Origin of the sequence: Pseudomonas sp. Irchel 3H9, assembly GCF_900187495.1 — a bacterium.
Lineage (GTDB): Bacteria > Pseudomonadota > Gammaproteobacteria > Pseudomonadales > Pseudomonadaceae > Aquipseudomonas > Aquipseudomonas sivasensis.
On the sequence record NZ_FYDK01000006.1, the window covers coordinates 233294 to 259270 of the forward strand.

Sequence of the window (25977 nt, forward strand, 5' to 3'; positions counted from 1 at the left end):
CCGTCAGTTCCCCGCCACAGCAGGCGACGCATCACCGATCACCACTTTATCGCCCTCGACCAGGCCCTCCAGGATCTGCACCTTGACGTTGTTGTTGATGCCGGTTTTTACATCACGGGACACCGCCTTGCCCTTGGCATCCAGCACCCGCAGCGCGTAACTGCCGTCCTTATTGCGCGCCCCGAGCGCCGCCACCGGCACCATCAACGCGGCCTGGGCGGTGTCGAGGACGATACGCACCTGGGCGGTCATGGCGATGCGCAGGCGATGGTCGGGGTTGGGCACATCGAACAACGCGTTGTAGAACACCGCCGTGTTCTGCTTGGGCGTGCCGGCGGTCTGGGTTTCAAGGAAGTTCTGCGGCGCCGGCTCGGTGCCGCGCAGCTTGGCGTAGTAGCGTTTGTCGGCTTCACCGAGGATGGTGAAATACACCTGCTGGCCGGGGCTGATATGAATCACATCCGCCTCCGACACCTGGGCCTTGACCGTCATGGTGTCCAGGTCCGCCAACTTGAGCAGCACCGGCGCCAGTTGGCTGGCAATCACCGTCTGGCCTTCCTGGGTGACGATGCCCACCACATCGCCGTCGATGGGCGCATTGATACGGGTGTAATCCAGGTTGATCTTGGCGGTGTCGATCTGGATATGTGCGCTTTTGATCTGCGCATCCAGGGCCAACAGATTGGCCTGCTGCACCTGGAAGGTCGATTCGGCATCTTCAAAGTCCTGGCGCGATACCGACTCGTCATCCTGCAAACCTTTGTAGCGTTCATACACCGACTTGGCCTGCTTGAGCTGAGCCGCCGTGGCCCGGCGCTGGGCCTGGAGATTTTCCTCATCCACTTGGGCTTTGCGCAGGGTGTTTTGCAGGATCAACGGGTCGATTTCGGCGAGCCATTGGCCCTTTTTTACCTTGTCGCCCACTTTGACCTTGAGTGACTTTAACTGGCCGGAGACTTGGGCGCCGACGTCGACTTGCTTGATGCCTTCGAGTAGGCCGGTGGCCAGGACGGCGTTTTCGATGTCGCCGCGTTCGGCGGTGGCGGTGAGGTACAGCGGTCCGTCGGCCGGGGCCTGGAAGGTGTAGATGATTAGGCTGATGGCTACGGCCAGTACGGTGAATATGCCGATTTTGCGGAATTTAGAGTTTTGCATAGATGACCATAGAAAGTGGTTTGGCCCGGCCTATTGGGTTGGGCTTTTTTTGATTGGGTACATATCCGTTTCTGCAGGAGTGGATATGCACACCGAAAGATCGCTATCGGGGGCAAGCCCCCTCCCACATTTAAAGCGGTATACCCTCTTCACGAAACCACCTCCCCAATCACCGCCGTGTCCAACCACCACCGCGCCAGCCCGTGAACATTCGGTGCTTTGAGCAATGTGAAGTGATTCCCCACCCCATACCAAACCTCCAAAGAGCTGCCCTGCTTACGCCACCCCTCAATCATCCCCCCCTGCTCCCGCTGATTGCCCACCGCATCCAACGCCGGATCCTGCGCCAACACCAACCGCACCACCCCGCGATATCGCTGAGTCGGCCGATACTCCGTACGCAACGCCGCCGCATAAGTCCGGGCCGGTCCCGCCATCGCATCAACACTGGCACGGGCCGGCAACAACCCCACCCCAACCATTCCCCCATGCAGGCTCTGGCGCTGCGCCACTTCGTCGCCAACCGCGAAGGTTTCACGGTCAATCCCCAAGGGTTTCCCCGCCGCCAGCTGCATCGCCTCGATCAACCTCAACAACGCCGCCGTCGTCGTATAAGCCCGACCCGCACTACCCGGCGCTTCGCTGTCGATCACCGTCAACGACGCCACTTCCCGTCCAGCCGCCTGCAACCGCAGCGCCATCTCCAGTGCCACCCAGCCGCCAAACGAATGCCCGACCAGATGCACCGGCCCATGCGGGCACTCATGTTCCAGCGCGTGCAGATAACAGCGCGCTGCCGCTTCCACCTGGCTGTGGGGCACCGCCTCGCCATCCAACCCACGTGGCTGCAAGCCAAACAACGGCCAGTCCCGTCCAAGCGCTTCGCTCAGGCCCACAAACCCGGTGACGCTGTCCCCTGCCCCCGGCACGCAGAACACCGGCGCATACCCGGCCCGTCCGCTCTGGATCCGCAGCAACGGTTGATGCGCCGTTTCCCTCACCGGTGAACACCCTGCCAATGCTTCTGTCATCGCCGCACCCAGCGCACGGATATGCGGCGCCTGCATCATGCTCTGGTGATCACCCGGCACTTCAACCTGACGCAACTGCCCAGGCGCAAGGGCGTCATCCCAACCCAGCGACACACTGCGCCGCGACAACTCGGTCGGCCGCTCTATAGCGCTGAACAGGTGCACAGGCACCGGCAGCGGAAACAAGCTGTAGTGCGCCAGCGCATGCCCATGCCCGACTTCGCGCTCGATAAAGCTCAAGAGGTCCGCATCCGCAGCCGCCGCCATTTGCGCGTATAGCAAACCTTGATCGCGACAGCGTTGCAGCACACCTGCAAAGTCCAACTGTCCAATCTGCGCGTCCAACTGTTCAATCCTTGCCAGCTCATCCACACCACCCTGTGCGTTCCAATAGGCGCGGCACTGCAACAGCAAATGCCGCTTGAGCGCGTCTGGCCCGCTCCAACGCGCCTTGCCCTGGTCGGTCAGGCGCGGCACGTAGCTGTCGATCAAACCAAGGAACGCCACCGGTTCATCCAGCCCCAGTAGTTGCATCGCCACTTCATAGGCCAGCACACCGCCAAATGACCAGCCGGCGATGCGATACGGCCCATGGGGCTGCAAGCCGCGAATCAGGCCCACCATGCGCGCCGCCAAGCCTTCCAGGGTGTTGAGGTGCGCCTCGCCGAGCGCCACACCCGGTAGGCCATAGATCGGGTAATCACCCGGTAAATGCTGGCCCAGCGCCGGGAAATACACGTCCATGCCGCTGAACTCATGCACCAGGAACAACGGCGCTTGCGAGCCGCTGCTGCGCACCGTAATCACCGAGCTGTCGCGCACCGGCTCAGCGGTGCGCTGGCGCAGCATGGTCGCCACCGACGCCACGCTGGCGTGCTGGAACAACTCGGCCAGGCTCACTGCCAGCCCCGCTTCGTCCATCAGGTTGACCAGGCGAATCGCCAACAGCGAATGCCCGCCCAGTTCAAAGAAGCTGTCATGCCGGCCCACCTGCTCCAGCTTCAGCACCTCGCCCCATAATTGCGCCAAGGTCTGTTCCAGGGCGTCGGTCGGTGCTTCGAAATCACGACTGACCAGCGCGTCCAGAGCCGGCACCGGCAAGGCTTTGCGGTCGACCTTGCCATTGGCAGTCAACGGCAAGCGGTCCAGCGGCACATAGGCCGATGGCAGCATGTAGTCCGGCAGTTGCCCTTGAAGATGGGCACGTACGTTGTCGATGCCGACCGGTTCGGCCGCCCAGGTGAAATACGCCACCAAGCGCTTATCCCCCGGCGCGTCTTCACGGGCCAACACGACCGCGTCCTGAATACCCACGCAGGTCATCAGGCGCGCTTCGATCTCTCCCAGCTCAATACGGAAACCACGGATTTTCACCTGATCGTCATTGCGCCCGATGCATTCGAGCAGGCCCTGCGCCGTCCAGCGGCCGAGGTCGCCAGTGCGGTACATCAAGGCGCCTGGGTTGAACGGATCCTGCACAAACTTTTCAGCGGTCAGTTCAGGACGGTTCAAGTACCCCTTGGCCACGCCGTCACCACCGATGCAGATTTCACCGGCCACGCCCTGGGGCACTGGCTGCAAGTGCGCATCCAGCACATAAATCTGGGTGTTGGAGATCGGTCGCCCCACCGGCACGCTGTCGGCGTCGTCGGCAAGTGCGCGCACTTCATAGGTGGTGGCGTAGGTGGTGGTTTCCGTTGGGCCGTAGCAATGCACCAGGCGCAACGTCGGCGCCTGGGCCAACAGGCTGCGGAACGCCGCTGGATCGGCACGCTCGCCGCCGCACAGCAGGATGCGCAAACCCGCCAACGCGTCGGGAATCAGTTGCACGTACTGGTTGAACAGCGCCGTGGTGACGAACAACACCGTCGCGCCCTTTAACGCCATGCCGAATGCCACAGGGTCGAGCAAGGTGGCGTGATCGATCACCTGCACTTGCCCGCCATTAAGCAGTGGCCCCCATACATCCATGGTGCTGGCGTCGAACGCCGGGTTGGAGGCGAAGGCCACGCGGTCGCTGGCATTGAAATCGGCATAGCCGTTGTTGAGTACCAACCGCGTGATGCCCCGATGGGGCACCAGCACACCCTTGGGAACGCCGGTGGAGCCGGAGGTGTACATGATGTACGCCTCGCTGTCCGAAGACTGCGACAAATCCGGGTTATGGCTAGGTTGTGGATCGAGGGCCAGGGTGTCCACGTCCAGGCGTTGCGCCGCGTATTCGATCACCGAGTCGCTGTGGGTCAACAACCAGCGCGCACCGCTGTCCTGCACCATGAACGCCTGACGTTCGGCGGGCGCGTTGATGTCCAGCGGCACATAGGCGGCCGCGCACTTCAACACGGCAAGTTGGCCGACCAGCAGCGCGACAGAACGCGGCAGCAGGATCGCCACGTTGTCGCCAGGTTTTACGCCCAGTCCTAACAGGTAATGGGCCAGGCAATTGGCGCGGGTATTGAGCTCGCCGTAGCTCAGGCGCTGCTCGCCATGCACCACGGCCACTGCGTCCGGACGCGCCTGGGCCTGGGCTTCGAACAGACGCTGCACCGTGTGTTCACGGGGGAAGTCGCGGGTGCTGGCATTGAACGCTAGCCGCAGTTGGTGCTGTTCGGCGGCGGGCAGGATCGGCAAGCGGCTGATGGCGATATCGCTACCCTGTTCCAGCGCCTGCACCAGTTGCTCCAGGGCCACATTCAGGTACTCACACAGGCGCCGGGCGCCCTGCCCCGAGGCTTTCAACGTGAAGCCATCGCCCAGGTCATCCACGCTCATCGACAGGCCGTAGTTGCTGTGTTCCTCGGCCTTGAGCAGCTCAATACCTTGCCATGCCTCGGCGACTGCACCGGCCTGCGGCGCGCTGTGCCGATAGTTGAATAGCACACTGAACAGCGGCGTGGTCACCGGCACGCCGCTGCAACGCTGGGCCAATGCCAGCGGCGCGTGTTCATGGCTGAGCAGTTGGCTCAGCCGCGCATGGGTGGCGCGCGCGGCGTGGCGTACCGAGTGCTCGCCCAGGTCGACCCGCAACGGCAACGTATTGATAAAGACGCCCATGGCCCGTTCGGCGCCTTCACCGCCTTGCAAGCGGCCAAGCATCACGGTGCCGAACACCACCTGCTCACGGCCGGACACCTTGCCCAGCACCTGGGCCCAGCCCAAGTGCATCAGGCTGGCGGCGCTGACGCCGGACTGGCGCGCCTGAGTGCGCAGGCGCTGGCTTAATTCGGGAGCAATCGTCAGACGGGCCTGCTCATCAATGCCCAGCTTGGCCACTTCCGTGGGCTCGTCGATCTGACCGAGCATTTCGCGGAAAAACCCTTCGTGATCGTCTGCGCCCAAGCGCATCTGCGCCACGTAGTTGCGATACGGCACAGGCGTTCCCAGGCGGTGTTGAGTGCCCAACAAAAACGCTTGCATCTCGTGTTGCAGGATCTCCAGGGCGATGTGGTCCATGACCAAGTGATGGAACAGTAAGGTGGCGACCACACGCGGGGTTTCTTCGCTGCACACCAGGCGCATCAACGGCGCTTGGGACAGGTCGAGGCGTTGCGGCAGCGGCGCGGTTTCAACCCGCAGCGACGCCTTGCGCCAGACCACCTGCACCGGTTCTTCCAGGCCGTCCCAGTGGAACGACGAACGCAGGATGTCGTGGCGCTCGATCACCGCCTGCAACGCCAGGGCAAACGCATCCAGACGTTCGCGGCTGTCAAAGGCAAACTGCGCCTGCAACACATAGGCATCGCCTTCCTGCACGGCGCGATGGTGATAGAGCATACCGGCCTGCAACGGCGTCAGGGGGTAGATATCCTGCACATTCGCCGCACCGCCGGGGATGCAGGCGACGAGGCGGTCGATGGCGACTTGCTCCAGCGCGATCAGCGGCAACATGCCCGGCGTGATCGACGTGCAACCGTCAACGATGCCATTGACCGGCACCGCCACTTCACGACCAGTGCCCAACGCCGCCGCCAGTGCCGACAAGGTTGGCTGACCAAACAGCACTTTTACGTCCGCCGACAAGCCAAGGCCGCGCATGCGCCCCATCAGGCTCACCGCCAGCAACGAATGCCCGCCCAGTTCGAAGAAGTTATCGTGACGGCCCACACGTTCCACCTTGAGCAACTCGGCCCACAGGCTGGCCAGGGCGATTTCCGTGTCGCCCTGGGGCGCTTCGTATTCGCGCACCACCACCGAATCCTGGCCCGGCGCGGGCAGCGCCTTGCGGTCGAGTTTGCCGTTGGGACTCAGGGGCAATGCGTCGAGATGAACGAAGATCGCCGGCACCATGAATTCAGGCAGGTGATGCAGCAACTGACTGCGCAGCACGTCGATGTCGGTGAAGGCTCCGGTGTAGTACGCCACCAGACGGTCTTCGCGGGCGATCACGGCGGCCTCGTTGACTGCTGGGCACTCGGTCAGGCGCGCCTGGATCTCGCCCAGTTCGATACGCAGGCCACGGATTTTCACCTGGTCGTCGTTGCGGCCCAGGTACTCAATATTCCCATCGGGCAAGTAGCGGCCAACGTCGCCGGTGCGGTACATGCGGCCGCTGGTAAATGGATCTTGAAGAAAGCGTTCGGCGGTCAGTTCCGCACGGTTCAGGTACCCACGCGCCACTTGCACGCCGCCGATAAACAGCTCGCCGACCACGCCCAGCGGCACCGGCTGCAACTGCGCGTCCAGCAGGTACATGCGGGTGTTGGCAATGGGCTTACCGATGGGCGTGTTGTCCGGCGTCACCGGGCCCGCGCAGTTCCATGCCGTCACGTCGACGGCCGCTTCGGTCGGGCCATACAGGTTGTACAGGCCGATCCCCGGCAACTGCGCCTTGAACCGGCGCACCAGGCTGCCCGGCAAGGCTTCGCCGCTGCACATCACCCGCACCAGCCCGGCCGCCTGGCTGACGTCGCCATGGGCCAGGAACACGTCGAGCATCGACGGCACAAAGTGCAACGTGGTGATGTGTTCGGCCTCGATCACCTCGCACAGGTATGCCGGATCTTTATGCCCGCCAGGACGGGCCATCACCAGGCAGGCGCCGGTGAACAGCGGCCAGAAGAATTCCCAGACCGACACATCAAAGCTGAACGGGGTTTTCTGCAAGACCCGGTCCTGGGCGGTGAGCCCATACTCGTCCTGCATCCACAGCAGGCGATTGACCACGCCGCCATGGTCGTTGATCACGCCCTTGGGCTGGCCAGTGGAGCCGGAGGTGTAGATCACATAGGCGCTCAGGCCCTGCACCGCGGGGTTATCCATGGATTGCGCGTGCCAGCTCGGTTGGTCCAGATCGACCACCGGCACCGCGCCCACCAGCGCACGAGTAGCGCCCTGGATCAGTACAACAGCGGGTGCGCTGTCGCTGAGCATGTAGGCGATGCGCTCCAGCGGGTAAGCCGGGTCCAGCGGCACATAAGCGGCGCCGGCCTTGAGGATCGCGTACAGGCCGATGACCATCTCCAGGCCGCGCTCCACGCAGATCGCCACCCGCGAATCCGGCTGGACCCCCAGCGCCAGCAAGTGATGGGCGAGTTGGTTGGCCCGCGCGTTGAGCTCGGCGTACGTCAGTTGCTGTTCGCCAGCCTTGAGCGCAATCGCATGGGGCGTGCGGGCCACCTGGGCTTCAAACATGCCGTGCAAAGTCTGGTCGAGGTTGTAATCCACCTGGGTGGCGTTGAAATCGAACAGCACGTGCCGGCGTTCGCCCTCGTCCAGCAGCGGCGCATGCTCCAGCACCGCCTGGTCGTTATCGACCATGGCCTGCAACACGCGGGTGAAGTAGCCGACGTAACGCTGCATCGTCGCTTCATCGAACAGCGCCACGGCGTATTCCAGCGCGCCGATAATCGTGCCCTGCACTTCGCCGAGGTTCAGCGAGAGGTCGAACTTGGCAAAGTGGCTGTTCTCCAGGATGCCTTCCAGGGCCAGGTCGCCCAGGGCCAGGATCGGCGCGCTGCTGTCCTGCCAGGCCAACAGGGTTTGGAACAATGGGCTGTGGGCCAGGCTGCGTACCGGCCGGGTGATTTCGACCACTTGCTCGAAGGGCAGGTCTTGATGGGCCTGGGCCGCCAAGGTCAGCGCCTTGACCCGCGCCAGCAGCGCTTCGGTAGTGGGCGCGCCCGAGGTGTCGATGCGCACCGCCAGGGTGTTGACGAACAGGCCGATGAGGCCTTCGACTTCAGTGCGCGTACGGTTGGCGACCGGCGAGCCGATCACCACATCTGCCTGCCCCGAGAGCCGCGCGAGCAAGGACGCCCAGGCGGTCATTACCGTCATGTACAGCGTGCTGCCATGGCGTTGGCTCAAGGCCTTGAGCCCGGCGGTGAGGCGCTCGTCCAGACGGATCTCCACGCTGCTGCCGGCGTAGTCCTGCTGCGCCGGGCGCGGGCGGTCGGTGGGCAGGCTGAGCAACGCCGGCGCACCAGCCAGGGCCTGTTGCCAATAGCGGCTCTGTCGGTGAAGTACTTCGCCGCTGAGCCACAAGCGTTGCCACACGGCAAAGTCGCCGTATTGGATCGGCAGTGGCGGCAACGGGTCGGGCTGCCCATGGCTGAAGGCCTGGTACAGCGCCATCAGTTCGCGGGTGAGCACGCCCATGGACCAGCCATCGGAGACGATATGGTGCAGGGTCAGCAACAGCACATGGTGCTCGTCGGCCATCACCACCAGGCGCCCGCGCAGCAGCGGGCCACGTTCGAGGTCGAACGGCGCCGACGCTTCGCCGTGGATCAACGCATCCAGCGCCTGTTGCGGTTGCGGGTGGCGGCGCAAGTCCTGCACTTGCAGCGGCAGCACGTCGTCGGCCGCGACGATCAGCACCTGGGCGTCGTCACCTTGCTGGGCGAAGCGGCTGCGCAGGGTTTCGTGCCGCGCAACGATCCGCGCCAGCGCCCGTTGCAAAGCTTGCACATGCAGTTGCCCGCGCAGGCGCAAGCCGATGGGAATGTTGTAGGCCGTGTTGGCGCCTTCCATCAACGCCAGGAACCACAAGCGCTGCTGGGCGAACGACAGCGGCACCGGCTCATCGCGGTTGGCCGGCAGGATCGCCGGCAAGGTGCTGCGACCGGCCTGGGCCAGCACGTCGGCAACGGCGGCCAGTTCGGCATTGGCAAACAGGTCGCTGAGCAACAGCTCCACGCCCAGTCGTTGGCGCACTTGGGACACCATGCGCATGGCGAGCAGCGAGTGCCCGCCCAGTTCAAAGAAGTGGTCGTAACGGCCGACGCGTTCTACCTGCAAGACATCGGCCCAGATCTGCGCCAGGCTGCTTTCAATCTCGCCCTCGGGCGTCGCGTATTGGCGGGTAAACACCGCGGCCCTATCCGGCGCCGGCAGGGCCTTGCGGTCGAGTTTGCCGTTGGCGGTCAAGGGCAGCGCGTCAAGCTTCATGAAGGCGACCGGGACCATGTAGTCCGGCAGGTGCGCCACCAGATGGGCGCGGATATCGCCCACCGCCAATGAGTCAAGTTGCGGGTTTTCGGTGTAGTACGCCACCAGCCGCTCGTCACGCACCAGCACCACCACTTCCTGCAAGCTCGGCAGTTGGTTGAGTTGGGTTTCGATTTCCCCCAGTTCGATGCGCACACCACGGATTTTCACCTGATCGTCATTGCGGCCCAGGTAATCGAGGTTGCCGTCGGGCAACCAGCGCACCAGGTCACCGGTGCGGTACATGCGTCCGACGTTGAACGGGTCGTCCAGGAAGCGTTCGGCGGTCAGTTGCGGACGGTTCAGGTAGCCGCGCGCCACGCCCTTGCCGCCCACATACAACTCACCCGCCACGCCCAGCGGAACCGGCCGTTGTTGCTCGTCCAGCACGTACACCGTGGCATTGGCGATGGGCTTGCCGATATGCAACGCCTGCCCCGCCTCGACCTTTCCGGAGGTGGCGACCACCGTGGCTTCGGTAGGGCCGTAGTTGTTGATCAGCTCAAACCGCTGCGCCCGCCCGAACTGCCGCAGGCGGTCGCCGCCGACCAACAAGGTGCGCAGCGTCGGGTGCTCGATGTGCTGGCTGAAGGCGTACTCGGCCACCGGCGTCGGCAGGAAGCACACATCCAGCGGTTGCGCGCACCACCAGGCCAGCAACGCGTCGATGTCTTCGGGGCCGTCGTGGGCCGGTGGCAGGTGCAGGGTCGCGCCGACACACAGCGCCGGCCACACTTCCCAGGCCATGGCATCAAAGCCGAACCCGGCGACGCTGGCGGTGTGGCGCCCCGCGCAGAGGTCGAAGGCGCGGCAATGCCAATCCACCAGGTTGGTCACGGTGTGGTGTTCCACCATCACGCCTTTGGGCAGGCCGGTGGAGCCGGAGGTGTAGATCACATAGGCGAGGTTCGCGGGAGTCACGGCGACGCTGGGATTGCTCGCCGCGTGGTGGTGCCAGGTGTAGCGGTCCAGGTTGATCACCGGCACGTCCAGCTCGGGCAGGCGTTCGAGCAACGCGTGCTGGGTCAGCACCGCCACCGGGGCGCTGTCGCTGAGCAGGTAGGCGAGGCGCTCGGCCGGGTGGGACGGGTCCACCGGTACGTAGCAGGCGCCGGCTTTAAGGATCGCCAGCAACCCGGCCAGGGTGTCCAGGCCACGACGGGCGACGATGGCCACGCGGTCATCGGGTTTGACGCCCAGCGCCAGTAAGTGATGGGCCAGCAGGTTGGCTTGCCCATTGAGCTCAGCGTAGGTCAGCGAGCGTTCAAGCTGCACCGCCGCGATGGCATGTGGCGTGAGAACGGCCTGGGCTTCGATACGCCCATGCAAGGTGGTGCCTTGGGGGAACTCGGCCTGGGTGGCGTTGAACTGTTCCAACAGCAACCGCTGCTCGACGGCGGGCACCACCGGCACTTGATTGAGCGCGGTTTCCGGCGCCTGCTCCAGGGCCGTCACCAGGTTTTCCAGGGCAGTTTGCAGGTAGGCGCAGACCCGCTGCGGGTCCACCTGTGTGCTGGCCAGCAGGCTCAGGCCAAAGCCTTCGCCCAGGTCATCGACGCTCAGGGTCAGTGGATAGTTGGTGCGTTCTTCAGCACTGAGGGCGGCGATGCCTTGCCACGCCGAGACGGCTTCGGCGCTGGCGGCGGGCGCGCTGTGGCGATAGTTGAGCAGCGCGCTGAACAACGGCGTCGGCGCGATCACCCCACTGCAGCGCTGGGCCAGGGCCAGTGCCGCATGCTCGTGGCGCAGCAGTGTGGTGAGCCGACCATGGGTGGCCTTGACCCCGGCGCGCACGTCCTGGCCGTCCACGTCCACGCGAAACGGCAAGGTGTTGATGAAGATGCCCAAGGCGCGGTCCGTGTCATGACTGCCTTGCATACGGCCCATCAACACCGTGCCGAACACCACCTGTTGCTTGCCGGCCAATGCTCCCAACACCTGCGCCCAGCCCAGGTGAAACAGGCTTGCCGCGCTTACCCCCAACTGCCGCGCCTGGGTGCGCAAGCGCTGGCTCAATAGCGCCGCCAAGGGCAGGCTGAGCTCGCTGATGCCCCGCGCATCGCCCTGCACATCCTGCAAGCCAAACGGCAAGGTCGGCTCGCTGATATCGCCAAGCATCTGACGGAAGAAGCCTTCGTGTTCCTGCTCGCTGATGCCCAGCCGTGCCTGGGCTACATAGTTGCGAAACGGCACCGCCTGGCCCAACGCCGCGCCCTGCCCCAGCAGGCACGCCTGCATTTCATGGCACACCACTTCCAGGGCGCTATGGTCCAGGGCCATGTGGTGGAACAGCAAGGTGGCGACGATACGCCCATTGGCCGGGTCATCGGCACGCACCAAGCGCAGCAACGGCGCCTGGGTCACGTCGAGGCGATAGTGGCGCGCATCGAACAGGGCGTGCAGTTGGGCGGCGATCTCGCCATCCGCCGGGTCGAGTTGCAAGGCCTGCACCGGCAGGCGCGCCGTGCGCCACACCACTTGCGACGGCTGTTGCAGGCCATCCCAGACCACGCCGGTGCGCAGGATGTCATGGCGGTCCATCACCGCTTGCAGCGCCTGGGCGAACGCCTCGAAGCGCGCCAGACTGTCGAACGCGAACTGAGATTGCATGACGTACGGGTCGCCCTGCTCGGCGCTGACATGGTGGAACAGGATGCCTTCCTGCAACGGTGCCAGCGGGTAGATGTCCTGGATATTCGCCACGCCGCCGTCGACGGTGGCGACGATGCGGTCGATCTCGTCCTGGCTGAGGCTGGACAACGTCAGCATGTCCGGTGTGATGTGCTGGGCGCCGGCCGGGATGCCATTGGCCGGCACGTCGACTTCACCGGCCTTGGTGGCGGAATACTCGCCGGCCTTAATCAGCTCGATCAGCGCCGGTTTGTGCTCGCGCAAGGCGGCAAGGAGCGCCGGGTCACTCAACGCTTGCTTGTTGCCTTGCACCGACAACTGCTCGCCCTTGAGCGCCAGTTGGATGTCCTTGGTTTTCAGGGTTGCCAGCAGCTCTAAGAGGCTCACAGGACGATCTCCATTCGTTCGGTCATTGCGGCGTAGCCGGCCAGGGTCGGCTGTTCGAACAGCGCCCGGACGTCAGCTTCCATGCCTTCCTGGCGCAAGCGCCCGATCAAGCTCACGGCAAGCAGCGAGTGCCCGCCCAGTTCAAAGAAATTATCCTGGCGCCCGACCCGCTCCACGTTGAGCAACTCGGCCCACAGCTGCGCCAGCAGGATTTCGGTGTCGCCTTCCGGCGCTTCGTACTCACGCACGTTCAAGGCGTGCAGGCCGGGCGCTGGCAAAGCCTTGCGGTCGAGTTTGCCATTGGGGCTCAAGGGCAGCGCGTCGAGGTGCACGAACAGCGCGGGCACCATAAAGTCCGGCAGGTGTTGCAGCAGGTGAGCGCGCAGTGCCTCGATCTCGGTTGGCGTACCGGTGTAGTAGGCGACGAGGCGATCTTCACGGGCGACCACCGCCGCTTCGCTGACCTGTGGGTGCTCAAGCAGACGCGCCTGGATTTCCCCCAGTTCGATACGCAGGCCACGGATCTTGACCTGGTCGTCATTGCGGCCCAGGTATTCGATAGTGCCGTCGGGCAAGTAGCGGCCAAGGTCGCCGGTGCGGTACATCCGCCCCGCGTGGAACGGGTCGTCGAGGAAGCGCTCGGCAGTCAGCTCAGGGCGGTTCAGGTAACCCCGCGCCACTTGCACGCCGCCGATAAACAGCTCGCCGACCACACCCAGCGGCAACGGCTGCAACTGCGCATCCAGCACATACATGCGCGTATTGGCGATGGGCTTGCCGATGGGGGTGTTGTCCGGCACGTCAGGGCGTGCGCAGTTCCAGGCGGTCACGTCCACCGCCGCTTCAGTCGGGCCGTACAGGTTGTACAGGCCGATCCCCGGCAACTGCGCCTTGAAACGCCGCACCAGGCTGCCCGGCAGCGCTTCGCCGCTGCACATCACCCGTACCAGCCCAGCCGCCTGGCTCACATCGCCATGGGCCAGGAACACATCAAGCATCGACGGCACAAAGTGCAGCGTGGTGATGTGCTCCGCCTGGATCACCTCACACAGGTACGCCGGGTCTTTATGCCCGCCGGGGCGCGCCATCACCAAGCGTGCGCCGGTGAACAGCGGCCAGAAGAATTCCCATACCGACACGTCGAAACTGAACGGGGTTTTCTGCAACACCGCGTCATCGGCCTTGAGGCCATAAGCGTCCTGCATCCACAGCAGCCGGTTGACCACCCCGGCGTGTTCGTTGATCACGCCTTTGGGCTGGCCAGTGGAGCCTGAGGTGTAGATCACGTAGGCCTGATGCCGGGCGGTCAGGCCCGGTACATCGGGGTTGCTCAGCGGCTGATGCTGCCAGGTGTCCAGGTCCAGATTGAGCAGCGGCACGTCGCCCAGCAAGCCTACGGTGGCGTTCTGGGCCAGCACCACGACCGGCGCGCTGTCGTGCAGCATGTAGGCGATACGCTCCAGCGGGTACGCCGGGTCCAGCGGCACATAACCGCCACCGGCCTTGAGGATGGCGAACAGGCCGACGACCATGTCCAGGCCGCGCTCCAGGCAAATCCCCACCCGGGCATCCGGCTGTACACCCAGCGCGCGCAGATGATGGGCCAGGCGGTTGGCACGCTCGTTGAGTTGTTGGTAGGTAAGCTGCTGCTCGCCCGCCTTCACCGCGATGGCGTGCGGCGTGCGCTGAACTTGGGCTTCGAACATCCCGTGCAGGGTCTGGTCGAGGTTGTAGTTCACCTCCGTGGCGTTGAACGTCACCAGCAGTGTGTGTCGCTCCTCGGAACTCAAGATCGGCAGGCGATTGAGCGCCTGGTTCGGTGCCTGCTCCAGGGCCTCAACCAGCCCGGACAGGGCCACTTGCAGGTACCCGCAGACACGTTGCGCATCGACCTGGGCCAACGCAGTCACGTCGTAGCCATCACCCAGGTCATCCACGTTCAAGGTCAGCGGGTAGTTGGTGCGCCCGTCGTTGACCAGGGTCTGCATACCCTCCCAGGCGTGTTGCGCCTCCTGGGAACGGGTGGCGCCGCCGCGATGGCGATAGTTGAGCATTGAGCTGAACAACGGCGCAGGTGCAGCCACGCCGCTGCAACGCTGGGCCAGGGCCAGGGAAGCGTGCTCATGACCGAGCAAAGCGGTGAGCCGCGCATGCGTGGCGCGTACGGCGGAGCGTGCGCCCTGACCGTCGATATCCAGGCGCAGCGGCAACGTATTGATGAACACGCCCAGCGCACGGTCGGCCCCTTCACCGCCTTGCAGACGCCCCACCAACACAGTGCCGAACACCACACTCTGGCGCCCGGACGTGGCCGCCAGCACTTGGCCCCAAGCCAGGTGGAACAGGCTCGCGGTGCTCACCCCCAGCAAACGGGCCTGGGCACGCAGGCGGCGGTTGAGGTCGCTGTCCAGGTGCAGGCGGTGCTCTTCGATGGCGTTACCGTCGCCGCGCACGTTTTGCAGGCCGAATGGCAGGGTTGGCTCGTCGACATCGCCGAGCAGGGTGCGGAAGAACGTTTCATGCTCCTGCTCACTCACACCCAAGCGCGCCTGGGCCACGTAGTTGCGGTACGGCATCGGTGCAGCGGTCGGCGCCGGATGGCCCAGCAGATAACCCTGCATTTCCCGCAGCACCACGTCAAAGGCGGTGTGGTCGAGGGCGATATGGTGATAGAGCAGCACCACAACCACACGCTGGTTGGCCGGATCGTCGGCGTAGGCCAGGCGAATCAACGGCGCTTGGCTGATGTCCAGGCGGTAGCGGCGTGCATCAAAACGTTGATGCAGGCCGGCCAGTACATCGCCTTCAAGCTGCAGCTGTTCAAGGGGCAACCGGGCCTTGCGCCACACCACTTGCAGCGGTTGCACCAGCCCTTCCCACACCACGCCGGTACGCAGGATGTCGTGGCGGTCGATCACCTGTTGCAGCGCCTGGGCAAATGCGTGCAGGCGCTCGACACTGTCGAACGCCAGGTGCGATTGCAGCAGATACGGGTCGCCCTGCTCGGCGGTGAGGTAGTGGTAGAGAATGCCTTCCTGCAACGGCGCCAACGGGTAGATGTCCTGCACATTGGCAGCGCCACCGGGCACCTGGGCCACCACTTGATCAAGGGTGGATTGGTCGAGTTCCACCAGCGACAACAGGTCCGGGGTCAGGCGCTGGCAGTCGACCGGGATGCGGTTGGCGGGCACCTGCACTTCGCGCCCACTGCCCACCGCTGCCGCCAGCGCGGCCAGGGTCGGCTGGCTGAATAACACGCGCACATCGGCGCTGAGGCCGACCTGGCGCATGCGTTCGATCAGGCTGACCGCCAGCAACGAATGGCCGCCCAGCTCAAAGAAATGATCGTGGCGACCCACCTGCTCAACCTGCAACACCTCAGCCCAGATCGCGGCCAGGGTGGTTTCCACTTCACCCTGAGGCGCTTCGTAGTCACGGGTCAGCAACGCGGCCTGATCCGGTGCCGGCAAGGCACCGCGGTCGAGTTTGCCGTTAGCGGTCAGGGGCAGCGCGTCGAGTTTGACGTAGGCCACCGGCACCAAAGCCTCCGGTAACTGCGCCTGCAGTTGCTCGCGCAGGCTTTCAATCAGCAGCGGCTGTTGCTCGGTGAACCAGGCGATCAAGCGGCCTTCGCGCACCAGCACCACCGCGTCGCCGACGCCTTGCAGTGCCGCCAGGCGGCTTTCGATTTCGCCCAGTTCAACGCGCACGCCACGGATTTTTACCTGGTCATCGTTGCGTCCCAGGTACTCGATATTGCCATCGGGCAACCAGCGCACCAGGTCGCCGGTGCGGTACATGCGCCCGTCATTGAACGGGTCTTGCAGAAAGCGTTCAGCGCTCAAGTCCGGGCGATTGAGGTAACCCCGCGCCACGCCGCTGCCGCCCACATAGAGTTCACCGGCCACCCCCACCGGCACCGGACGCAACTGCGCGTCCAGCACGTAGACGCTGGCATTGGCGATAGGTCGGCCGATATGCAGCGCCTGCCCGGCACGTACGCGGCCCGAGGTGGCGACTACGGTGGCTTCGGTGGGGCCGTAGTTGTTGATCACCGCAAAGCGTCGCTCCTGGCTGAACTGGCGCAGGCGGTCGCCGCCGATCAGCAGGATGCGCAAGGTGGGGTGCTGCAAGTCCTGGCTGAACGCGTATTCGGCCACCGGCGTGGGCAGAAAGCTCACGTCCAAGGGCTGCGCCAGCCACCAGGCGAGCAGTTCGTCGATGTTTTCGTTGCCCACATCCTCCGGTGGCAGGTGCAGGGTGGCGCCCACGCACAGCGCTGGCCATACCTCCCAGGCCATCGCATCAAAGCCAAAGCCGGCCACGCTGCTGGTGTGGCTGACGGCGTGCAGGCCAAAGGCTTCACAGTGCCAATGCACCAGGTTTTCCACGGTGCGGTGTTCCACCATCACGCCCTTGGGCTGGCCGGTGGAGCCCGAGGTGTAGATCACATAGGCCAGGTGGGCCGGTGTCAGGGCGGCGAGTTGCGGATTGCTGACGGGGTGGTGCCAGGTTGCGTGCACGTCGATGCTGGTGACCGCGCCCAGCAAGTCACGGGTGCTCGCTTCGGCCAGCACCGCTACCGGTGCGCTGTCCTGCAATAAGTAAGCAATGCGCTCGGCGGGATACGCCGGGTCAATCGGCACATAACCGGCGCCGGCCTTGAGAATCCCCAGCAACCCCACCAGCATCTGCGGCCCTCGACGGCAGCACAGGGCGACGCGGTCGTCCGGCTGCACACCCTGTGCGATCAGGTGATGGGCCAACTGGTTGGCACGGTGGTTGAGCTGCTGATACGTCAGCGACTCGCCGTCCTGTACCACGGCTATGGCGTGAGGTTGACGGTCGGCCTGGATTTCAAAGGCACCCTGCACGGTGTGGCCGCTCGGGAAATCCTCAGCCGTGGCGTTGAACTCGCGCAGCAGGGTTTCGCGTTCGCTGGCGGGAAGAATAGGCAACTGATTGAGCGGGGTTTGCGCGGTGTTTTCCAGGCTATCGACCAAGTGTTCAACGGCATTGGCCATGTACTCGCACAGGCGCTGGGCGCCGATGCGGGGCAAGGCCAGCACGGTCAGGCCGAAGCCTTCGCCCAGATCGTCGACGCTCAGGGTCAGCGGGTAGTTGCTGCGCTCTTCACCGCCCAGCAACTGCACGCCTTCCCAAATACCTTGGCCGTCGCGGGCCATGGCGCCGGGATGGCTGTGACGGTAGTTGAGCAACGCGCTGAACAGCGGCGTAGAGGCCGCCACCCCACTGCAACGCTGAGCCAAGGCAAGGGAAGCGTGTTCGTGGCCGAGCAACGCGCTCAACCGTGCATGGGTGGCCTTGACGGCAGCGACCGCGCTGACTGCGGTGTCCACCCGCAGCGGCAAGGTGTTGATGAACATCCCCAAGGCCCGATCCGCACCGTCGCCGGCCTGCATACGGCCCATCAATACGGTGCCGAACACCACGTCGTCACGCCCACAGACCAGTCCCAGCACCTGGGCCCAAGCCAAGTGCATCAGGCTTGCCGCGCTCACGCCCAGGCGCCGCGCCTGTTCACGTACGCGTTGGGCCAGCGCCATGGTCAGGGCCTGTTCGGCCTCTTCGATATCACGGCCGTCGCCCTGCACGTCCTGCACGCCGAAGGGCAAGGTGGGCTCATTGATGTCGGCAAGCATTTCGCGGAAAAACCGCTCATGCTCGTCGACGCTCACACCCAGGCGCGCCTGGGCCACGTAGTTGCGAAATGGCGCGGCCGCCTGCAAGTCCTGGCCGTGGTTGAAGAGGAACGCACCCATCTCCTGACCGACCACGTCCATGGCGGTGTGGTCCAGCGCCAAGTGGTGGAACAGCAGGATAGCTGCCACATGCCCGTTCACTGGATCCTGGGCGTAAACCATGCGCAACAGCGGCGCCTGGGTGATATCCAGGCGGTAATGCCGCGCATCGAAACGGGCGTGCAGCTGTTCGAGGATGTCGCCCTCGGCGGGATCAAGGTTCACCTCCTGCACCACCAGCTGCGCCTCACGCCAGACCACCTGCACCGGGCTGTCCAGGCCTTCCCAGACCACGCCGGTACGCAGGATGTCGTGACGGACGGCGACCTGTTGCAGCGCGCCCATAAAACCGTGCAACCGCTCAAGGCTGTCGAAGGCCATGCGCGATTGCAGCAGGTACGGGTCGCCCTGCTCGGCGCTGATGTGGTGGTACAGGATGCCTTCCTGCAAGGGCGCCAGCGGGTAGATGTCCTGCACGTTTGCCACGCCGCCGGGGACGTTGGCGATGATGCGGTCGATGGCGCTTTGGTCGAGTTGCACCAGGGTCAGCATCGATGGCGTGATGTGGGCGCAGCCCGAGGGAATGCCATTGGCCGGCACCACAACCTCCCGACCACTGCCCACCGCCGCCGCCAGCGCCGCCAGGCTCGGCTGGTTGAACAGCACCCGCACATCCGCGCTCAGGCCCGCCTGACGCATGCGTTCGATCAGGCTGACCGCCAGCAGCGAGTGCCCGCCCAGCTCAAAGAAATGGTCATGCCGGCCCACACGGTCGAGCTTGAGCAGGTCCTGCCAGATCTGCGCCAGCAGGCTTTCCACCTCGCCTTCCGGCGCTTCATAACCACGGCTGAGCAGCGCGCCTGCATCCGGCACCGGCAGGCCTTTGCGGTCCAGCTTGCCGTTGGCGGTAAGCGGCATCAGCGCCAGCCAGACATAGGCCGACGGCACCATGTAGTCCGGCAACTGGCCTTGCAGATGGGCGCGCAGCGCTTCGATTGGCAGCGGCGCGGCGGCGGTGTAGTACGCCACCAGACGCTTGTCGCCGGGTTCGTCTTCGCGCACCAGCACCACTGCGTCGTTCACGCCAGCGAAGGCTCCCAGGCAGGCTTCGATTTCACCCGGCTCGATGCGGAACCCGCGAATCTTCACTTGCAGGTCATTGCGTCCCTGGTACAGCAAGGTGCCGTCGGCCTGCCAGCACGCCAAATCGCCCGTGCGGTACAGCACGCCCTCGCCAAACGGGTTCGGGATAAATTTTTCGGCGGTCAGTTGCGGCTGGTTCAAGTACCCCTTGGCCACGCCCGCGCCACCGATATACAGCTCGCCGACCGCGCCCAATGGCAACAGTTGCTGGCGCACATCCAGCACATAGGCCTGGGCATTCGCCATCGGCCGGCCAATCGGAATACTGCCCTCGCCCAGGTGGGTGATTTCATGGGTGGTGGAGAACGTAGTGGCCTCCGTCGGCCCATAGCCATTGAGCAAGTGCCGGGGCTTGCCGTGCTTGAGCACGCGGCCGATCACGTGCGGGTCGAGCACATCGCCGCCGACGATCAGATAACGCAACTGCGGGAACACCGGCAGCAGCGCATCGGCGTACTGGTGGAACAACCCGGCGGTCATCCACAACACGCTGACGGATTGCTCCTGCAACAGCGCGGCAAACGCGGCCTGGGACAACAGCACTGCCTGTTCGACCACCACCACGCAGCCGCCATTGAGCAACGGCGCCCACACGTCGAGGGTGCTGGCGTCGAACGCCGGGTTGGAAGCGAAGGCCACGCGGTCCTGAGGGTTGAACTCGGCGTAGCCGTTATTGAGCACCAGGCGCGAGATCGCGCGGTGTGGTACCTGCACGCCCTTGGGCGCACCCGTGGAACCGGAGGTGTAGAGGATGTACGCCACGCTGTGGGAGGAAAGTACCAAGTCGAGGTTGCGCGGGGACAGCGCGTCCAGATTCAGCTCGGCAAGGGAGTTGAGCACCCGCTGCGCGCCACTGTCCTGCACGATAAACGCCTGGCGTTCCAGCGGCGCATTCACGTCCAGGGGCACGTACACGGCGCCACACTTGAGGATCGCCAGTTGGCAGATCAGCAGATCGAGGGAGCGCGGCAACGCAATCGCCACGCTTTCCCCCGGTTGCACGCCCTGGTTGATCAGGTGATGGGCCAGACGGTTGGCGCGGCGATTGAGATCGCGATAGCTCAAGGATAACTGGCCTTGCACCGCCGCCACGGCTTCGGGACGCGCCAGGGCCTGGGCTTCGAACAGTTGGTGCACGGTCAGTTGCGATGGGTAATCGCGGGCAGTGGCGTTGAATTCCACCAGCAGTTGGTTGCGCTCGGCAGGCGGCACAATCGATACGCCTTGCACTGGCGTGGTCGGCGCTTGTTGCAACGCGGTCACCAGATGGCGCAAGGCCGTGAGCATGTAGTCGCCGACACGCTGCACGTCCAGCGTGGCTACGCCTTGCACGGTCAGCGCGAAGCCTGTGCCCAGGTCATCGACGTTGAGCACCAGCGGGTAGTTGCTGCGCTCCTCGGAGCTCAGGATCTGGATGCCGGACGCCGCAAACGGGCTGTCTCCCGGCGCTTCATCCGGCGCGCTGTGGCGGTAGTTGAGCAGCGTGCTGAACAACGGCAATGAGCCCGGCACCCCGCTGCAACGCTGGGCCAGGGACAGCGACGCGTGCTCATGCCCGAGCAACTGCGCCAGGCGCGCGTGGGTGGCGCGCACGGCGGCTTGTACGCCGACTGCGCCGACGCTGACCCGCAGCGGCAAGGTGTTGATAAACATCCCCAGGGCGCGGTCGGCACCCTCGCCGCCCTGCATACGGCCCAACAGCACGGTGCCGAACACCACGTCCTGCTGACCGGAGACTTGCCCCAGCACATGCGCCCAGGCCAGGTGCACCAGGCTCGCGGTGCTCACGCCCAATTGCCGCGCCTGTTCGCGCAGGCCCAGGCTCAGGGCCGGTTCCAACGGCAGGTGCGCCTCGACAATGCCGCTGCCGTCGCCGTGCACATCCTGCAAACCGAAGGCCAGGGTCGGCTCGTCGATATCACCCAGCATCTCGCTGAAGAACGCTTCATGCTGGGCCTGGCTCACCCCCAGCCGCGCCTGGGCCACGTAGGTGCGGTACTGCACCGCGTCAGGCAGTTGCGCGCTGCGCCCGGACAGGCTGGCGCTCATCTCCTGCACCAGCACGTGCAGGGCGGTGTGGTCGAGCAGGATATGGTGCAGCAGCAGGATGCCGACGAAGCCGTCCGGCGCTTCGGCGTAGGCCAGGCGCATCAACGAGGCGCGGGACAGATCGAGGCGGTAGTGGCGTGGGTCGAAACGCTGTTGCAGGTGGGCCAGGGCATCCACGCCTGGGGTTTCGATCCGCTCAACGGCCAACGGCGCCTGGCGGCAGACCACTTGCACCGGTTCGTCCAGGCCTTCCCAGAGGATCGCGGTGCGCAGGATGTCATTGCGTTCGATCACGCTGTGCAGCGCCTGGATAAACGCGTCCAACGCCGCTTGATCGTTGAAGCCCAACTGCACCTGCAACACGTAGGGATCTCCGTCGGTGGTTGCCAGGTGGTGATACAGGATGCCGGCCTGCAACGGCGCGAGCCCGTAGATGTCCTGCACATTGCCGATGCCGCCGGGCACCTGTTGCAGGATGTGGTCGATGGCGGCCTGTTCGAGTTCGATCAGCGGCAGCATGTCCGGGGTGATGACGGGGCTGTCTGCGTGGATCTGGTTGACCGGCACCCGCACTTCCCGTTGCCCGCCCACCGCCGCGGCGAGTGCGGCCAGAGTGGGTTGGCCGAACAACACGCGCACATCGGCGCTGAGGTCGACCTGGCGCATACGCTCAATTAGCTTGACTGCCAGCAGGGAATGACCGCCCAGTTCGAAGAAGTTGTCGTCGCGCCCAATGCGTTCAAGTTTGAGCAGGTCTTGCCAGAGGGTCGCGATGGCTACTTCAACGGTGCCGCGTGGAGCCTCGTAATCACGTCGGGCCAACGCGTCGGCATCCGGCGCGGGCAAGGCCTTGCGGTCGAGCTTGCCGTTGGGGGTCAGCGGGAAGGTGTCCAGCAACACGAAGGCGCTGGGCACCATATGGTCAGCCAGGCTCAGCCGCAAATGATCACGCAGCATCGCGACGTTGATGTCGCCTTCGGCGATCACATAGGCCACCAGGCGCTGGTCTCCGGGCGTGTCTTCACGGGCGATGACTACGGCGTCGCGCACACCTTGAGCGGTGGCGAGGCGCGCCTGGATTTCGCCCAACTCGATACGGAAACCACGGATTTTTACCTGGTCGTCGTTACGTCCCAGGTATTCCACGCTGCCATCGGCCAACAGGCGGCCGAGGTCGCCGGTTTTGTAGAGGCGCTGGCCGGTGGTTGGGTTCGTCAGGAAGCGCTCGGCGGTTAATTCGGCGCGGTTCAGATACCCCCGCGCCACACCGGCACCACCGACGTACAACTCGCCGACCACGCCCAATGGCAGCGGCTCGCGCTGTGCGTCCAGCACATACAGTTGCAGGTCGGGAATGCGCACGCCAATCGGACTCACGCCCACCAACTGCGCATCCGCCGCGTGCAGCGCTCGATAAGTCACGTGCACCGTGGTTTCGGTGATGCCGTACATGTTCACCAGTTGGGTGCCGGCATTGATCGCCCGGGCGTACCACGGCTTGAGCATGCCCGGCTCCAGGGCTTCGCCGCCGAAAATCACTTGGCGCAGCGAGTGGGCCTGGGGGCTGTTGCCCTGGGCCGCAATCAACTGACGGAAGGCGCTTGGCGTTTGGTTGAGGATGCTCACGCCCGCTTCGCACAACAGCGTGTAGCACTCGTCCGGCGAGCGGCTGACCAATTGCGGCACGATCAGCAACTGGCCGCCGTGCATCAACGCGCCCCAGATTTCCCACACGGAGAAGTCGAACGCAAAGGAATGAAACAGTGCCCACACATCGGTGTGGTCGAAGCCGAACCACTGCTCAGTGGCGCTGAACAGTCGCGCCACCTGGCGGTGTTCGATCATCACGCCCTTGGGCTGGCCGGTGGAGCCGGAGGTGTAGATCACATAGGCCAGGTGCTGCGGGCTGACCGCAACGTGCGGGTTGATCAGGGATTCACCGCGCAGGCCATTGAGGTCGATCTGCGCCAGTTCGCCCACCAAGTGACGGGTGTTGGCCTGCACCAGCACCGCCAGCGGTTGGCTGTCGTGCAGGGTGTAGGCGATGCGTTCCAGCGGATACGCCGGGTCGATCGGCACATACCCCGCGCCGGCCTTGAGGATGCCCAGCAGCCCGATGACCATTTCCGGGCCGCGCTCCACGCAGATCGCCACGCGGTCATCGGGGCGCACGCCCTGGGCCAGCAGGCGATGGGCAATCTGGTTAGCGCGTTCGTTGAGTTGACGATAGGTGAGGCGTTGCTGCTCGAAACGCAGTGCGATGGCGTCGGGATGGGCCGCGGCGTGGGCTTCGACGTGCTGGTGGATCAGGGCGGTGTCGGCGTAAGCGCGGGGGGTGTGATTGAGATGGTGCAGCAGGTGATGACGCTCGGTCTCAGGCAGGATGTTCAGGCCGCTCAGCGGCATCTCCGGTCGCTGTTCAAGGGCGTCGGCCAGGCTGTGGAGCGCTGTGTGCAGGTAGCTCGCCACACGGGTTGCGCCAATGGAGGCGTCCACCATCACCGTCAGCGCAAAGCCTTCGCCCAGGTCATCCACATTCACCGTCAGCGGATAGTTAGTGCGCTCCTCGGCACCCAGCACCTGGATGCCCTCGGCCACCTCGATCACCTCGGCCATATCCGTCGCGGCACTGTGGCGATAGTTGAGCATCGCACTGAACAGCGGCGTCGGCGCGGCGACCCCGCTGCAACGCTGGGCCAGCGCGAGGGATGCATGCTCGTGATTGAGCAATGTGGTGAGCCTCTCATGGGTGGCCTTGACCCCGGCGCGCACGCTCTGCTCGCCCACATCCACCCGCAACGGCAAGGTATTGATAAACATCCCCAACGCCCGCTCACCGCCCTCGCCCGCCCCCATGCGGCCGAGCATCACGGTACCGAACACCACGGCTTCACGGCCCGAGACCACGCCCAATACCCGGGCCAGCGCCACGTGCATCATGCTTGCCACGCTGACGCCCAAGGGCCGCGCGAGGCTGCGCAGGCGGCGGCTCAGATCAGCGTCGACAGGCATGCGCGCCTCGTCGATCCCCTGGCCATCGCCCTGCACATCCTGCAAGCCAAACGGCAGGGTCGGCTCATCAATGTCCCCCAGCATCTCGCGGAAAAACCCTTCATGGGCCTGCTCGCTGACGCCATGGCGCACCTGGGCGATATAGCTGCGAAACGCCACCGGCTCAGCGGCCTGGGCTTGCTGGCCGGCCAGGTACAACTGGATCTCGTGGCGCACCACATCCAGCGCGGTGTGGTCGAGAATGGTGTGGTGGAACAGCAACATCGCGGCTACCCGCTGATTGCCTGGGTCGTCGGCAAACACCAGGCGCAGCAGCGGCGCCTGACCCAAGTCCATCCGGTAAGTCCGGGCGTCGTAGCGGGCGATCAGTTGAGCCAGGGCATCGCCACCGCTGAAATGCGCTTCCTCACACGCCAGCGTCGCCTTGCGCCACACCACTTGCAGCGGCTCGTCCAAGCGCTCCCAGACCATGGACGTGCGCAAAATATCGTGACGGTCGATCACCCATTGCAGCGCCTCGGCAAAAGCGTGCAGGCGCGCGCGGCTGTCGAACACAAACTGCGCATGCAGCACGTAAGGATCACCTTGCCCGGCCGAGAGGTGGTGATACAGCATGCCCTCCTGCAACGGTGCCAACGGGTAGATATCCTGCACATTCGCCACACCACCGGGGATGGCCGCGACAATACGGTCGATGGCCGTCTGCTCAAGGCTCACCAACGGCAACATCTCAGGCGTGATGCGGTAAGCCGGGCTCAGCCAATCACCGCCATGCTCAGCCACCAGCGCCAGCAGTCGGGGCTTGTGAGCGATCAACTGATCCCACAGCCGGTCATCCAACGCCTCATCGTCACCGAGGATGATCAGATCGCCCTCTTCCAGTTGCAGACGGATCGCATGAGTGGAAATCGCTGCCAATAATTCGCTGAACTGCATGGGGGTAACCTGCCTGGTAAGTCACGGTGGAGGAGAAAGTCCGTTTTCAGCTGCCGTTTGAATCGGATGCGCTGTGCGCCCAACGTTAAAAAGCGGGCGCAGCCGGGGGCCTGGAGAGGCTTCCGGTAGGGGTAGGAAATTAAGGGATTTGGGGGGTGGGGGGTGACATGGGAAGCGGGGACAAGGGGACGCCGAGATGGTTCCGTAATTTTCTGCCGTTATCCGGCGAGCTGTTTGCGAGGTGTCTGGAGAATCCGGGGCGATTCAGTTCTGGCTCTGAGTGTCAGCGCCGATATGCTGCTATTTGATGAGGGAGAACGTGGGCCGGATGACCTCCTGAAACTTCAGTTTGAGGCCATTTCCAAGCTGGATGACAAAGAGCGCGAAGCCCTGGAGACAGTGATCAGTAGCGTATTGCACATGCACGACGCCAAGCGCTGGAC

Annotated in this window: 3 protein-coding genes; all 3 read right to left on the bottom strand. The window is 64.6% G+C overall.

Annotated elements, in window-relative coordinates:
- Positions 1-3: 3 nt before the first annotated feature.
- The 3 genes from macA to CKW32_RS21750 all read right to left on the bottom strand — a co-directional run bounded on the left by macA (position 4) and on the right by CKW32_RS21750 (position 25534).
- A complete protein-coding gene (gene macA / locus CKW32_RS21740) occupies positions 4-1155 on the bottom strand; it encodes a macrolide transporter subunit MacA (RefSeq protein WP_095185958.1) in 1152 nt (383 codons plus the stop codon).
- Positions 1156-1304: 149 nt separating this feature from the next.
- Positions 1305-12632 carry a non-ribosomal peptide synthetase gene (locus CKW32_RS21745; protein ID WP_095185959.1) on the bottom strand — a complete coding sequence of 3776 codons (11328 nt, stop codon included), beginning with the start codon at positions 12630-12632 and terminating at the stop codon, positions 1305-1307.
- Complete coding sequence (locus CKW32_RS21750) at positions 12629-25534, bottom strand: non-ribosomal peptide synthetase (protein ID WP_095185960.1); 12906 nt, start codon at positions 25532-25534, stop codon at positions 12629-12631. The genes CKW32_RS21745 and CKW32_RS21750 overlap by 4 nt, the downstream gene beginning before the upstream one ends.
- Positions 25535-25977: the final 443 nt, after the last annotated feature.

Bases quoted from the DNA above. Each gene is read 5' to 3' on its own strand.
- macA (WP_095185958.1), bottom strand. From the start codon at position 1,155: ATGCAAAACTCTAAATTCCGCAAAATCGGCATATTCACCGTACTGGCC.
- CKW32_RS21750 (WP_095185960.1), bottom strand. From the start codon at position 25,534: ATGCAGTTCAGCGAATTATTGGCAGCGATTTCCACTCATGCGATCCGT.